Source organism: Hydrogenivirga sp. 128-5-R1-1, assembly GCF_000171895.1.
The window spans coordinates 1-2,882 of record NZ_ABHJ01000087.1; the positions used below are offsets into that span (position 1 = coordinate 1).

2 protein-coding genes are annotated in these 2,882 nt (G+C 31.9%); both read left to right on the forward strand.

What is annotated here, in order from left to right:
* Positions 1-129: 129 nt before the first annotated feature.
* Positions 130-2,202, forward strand: a complete 2,073-nt coding sequence (locus tag HG1285_RS05010) for a cation-translocating P-type ATPase (RefSeq protein WP_008288499.1) — start codon at positions 130-132, stop codon at positions 2,200-2,202.
* Positions 2,199-2,774 carry a hypothetical protein gene (locus tag HG1285_RS05005; RefSeq protein ID WP_008288500.1) on the forward strand — a complete coding sequence of 192 codons (576 nt, stop codon included), beginning with the start codon at positions 2,199-2,201 and terminating at the stop codon, positions 2,772-2,774. Before HG1285_RS05010 ends, HG1285_RS05005 begins: the two co-directional genes overlap by 4 nt.
* Positions 2,775-2,882: the final 108 nt, after the last annotated feature.

Sequence of the window (2,882 nt, forward strand, 5' to 3'; positions counted from 1 at the left end):
CTTTCCTGTGAGTGTGTTGTGGATTTTTAGGCTCATCTTTTTACCTCTTTTATAGATTGTTATTCAATAAAATTTTACAATATTATTAAACTTGTTTGTAATTTTATTAATAATTTACAGGAGTCAAAATTGGCTAATAAAGAATGTTATCAGTGCGGTATTCCCATCACAGGAAAATCATTAAAATTTGATATTGGGAATGGAAAGGTTGAAGATTTTTGTTGTTTTGGTTGTTATTTAATCAATAAAACTACAGGGCTTAGAGGTGAAGAAGGAAATGCAGTTGCATTTTTAGGAAAGTTTGGATTTGGATATTTCCTTGCAATGCTGGTTTTTATGCTTTCTACTTATCTTTACGGAGCACATATGACCCCTGACGACCCTCAGGCAAAGGCTTTTACAAACATTATCAAATACATAATACTTATACTTGCAACTCCTGTAATGATACTGCTTGGAATTCCAATTTTAAAAAATTCTTTTTCAAGACATAACTGGCTAAATTTTAATACAGATACATTGATAGCTATAGGAGCGTTTTCTGCTTACTTTTTATCTGTTTACTCTGTACTAACAGGAAAATCTGCAATTTATTTTGAAACTGCAACGATGATACTTGTTCTGGTTACCTTTGGAAGATATTTAGAAACTTCCTCGAGAGTAAAAGCATCTAATTTTATGAAAGAGCTTTTAAAACTTGTCCCTCAAAAAGCAAGGGTTTTAATAGATGGGAAGGAAATTGAGGTTTTAGCTGAAACTGTAAATGTTGGAGATATTGTTGTTGTAAAACCAGGGGAAAAAATCCCTGCAGATGGAGTAATAATAGAAGGGAAAGCCCACATAGACGAATCAATGCTAACAGGTGAAATAAAACCTGTTTTGAAAAAAGAAGGTAATCAGGTTTATGCAGGGACAATAAACACAGATGGGAGTTTGAAAATAGAAGTTGCAAAGCCGTCTAAAGAATGGACAGTTAACAGATTTATAGAACTTATGAAAGAAATTAGAAACTCTAAAGCACCTATTACAAGAATAACAGACACTGTATCTGCTTATTTTCTGCCTGTTATGCTTTCACTGTCTGCAGGAGCATTCGCATACTGGTATGTGGAAGAGGGTTTTGAAAAAGCCCTTATTACTTCAATGTCTGTTCTTTTAATATCTTGTCCGTGTGCTTTTAGCATAGGAGCTCCTCTTGCATTATGGATAGGATTAAGTGAAGCTTTTAGGGAAGGAATAATCATAAAAGGAGCAGATATACTAGAAAAGCTATCTTCTGTAAAAACAGTATTTTTTGATAAAACCGGAACAATTACAGAAAGGTTTTTGCAGGTTCATAAGATAAAAGCAAAAGATGAAGAAGTTATTAAAAAAGCCTGTGCTCTGGAAAAACACTCTGAGCATCCTCTTGCAGTTTCATTTGAAAATTACTGTCGTATGAAAAATTTAGATTGTGATTGCAAAGTTGAAGATTTTAAAGTTTATTTTGGGTACGGCATTGAAGGTGTAGTTGACTGTGAAAGAATTTACCTTGGAAATAAAAAACTTGTGGAAAAAATTGGACTTGAAATTCCAAAAGAGATAGAAAAATTAGAAAAGGAAGCTGAAAATTCAGCAGAAATTCCTGTTTTTATTTTTAATGATAATGAAGTATTAGGTATTATAACTTTTGCACAGAAAATAAAAGATGAAGCTCCAATAGCTATAAAAGCTTTAAGAAAATTAAAACTCAAAATAGGAGTTTTAACAGGGGATACTCCATATTTTGCAAAAATATTAAGGAAAAAACTTGGAATAGAACATATAAAAGCAGGACTTTTGCCTGAAGATAAAATAAAAGAGATAGAAAAAGAAAAAAAAGAAGGTAAAGTTGTTGCAATGGTAGGAGACGGTATAAATGATGCTCCTGCTCTATCAAAAGCTGATATTGGAATTGCAATGGGATGTGGAACAGATATTACAAAAGAAAGTGCAGATGTTAGCCTTGTAAGTGATGATTTAAGAAAAGTTCCTCTTGTTTTACTTCTTGCAAAAAAGGTTAAAAGGATAATATATACAAATATTTTCTGGGCATTTATTTATAATATAATAGGAATAGGATTTGCTTTAACTGGAAATTTAAGTCCTATACTTGCTGCCCTTGCAATGGTTTTAAGCAGTGCATTTGTAATAGGAAATTCAATAAGGGTGAAAAACTGGTGAGAAAAATTTTTATTTTTTTATTTTTTATAAGCTTAATTATATCCTGTGCTAAAAAAGTACAGGTATCTTCTTTAAATCCTCCTAATTATCCTCAGGTAATGAAATATAAAAAAATAGCGGTACTTCCTTTTAAAGGAAAAGGAGCTGATTTGCTTGCCCTTGAAATTGAATCAGCCCTTGCAAACATTTATATAAATGGAAAACCTTTCTACCAGATAGCAGATCGCCAAACAATAAAACAGGTTCTAAGCGAGCAGAAATTTTCCAGTTCAGGTCTTGTAAATGAAAAAGACGCTGTAAAAATAGGGAAACTTTTAGGTGTACAGGGTATTTACACTGTGTCTGTTTTAAAATCAGGAGTTTCGTATAATCAAACATACGAAAAAAGAGTTAAATGTTTAGATGATAAATGTAAAAAAACCAGAGAGTACTACGTAAGATGTAAGAACATAACGGCTGTTTTTTCTTTCATCCCAAGACTGATTGATGTTGAAACCGGTAAAGTTGTCTTTGCTAAAAATTACACACGACAAGAAAGTGCAAAAACTGTGTTGATGACAGCTATACAATAAGTGAAATTTCTTTACTTGAAGAGCTAAAGAAAGCCATCAATGAATTTTAAGAGATGTGCTCCTTATAGACTGTGGAAAAATAAAATCTTGATATCATAGTGAATTAAT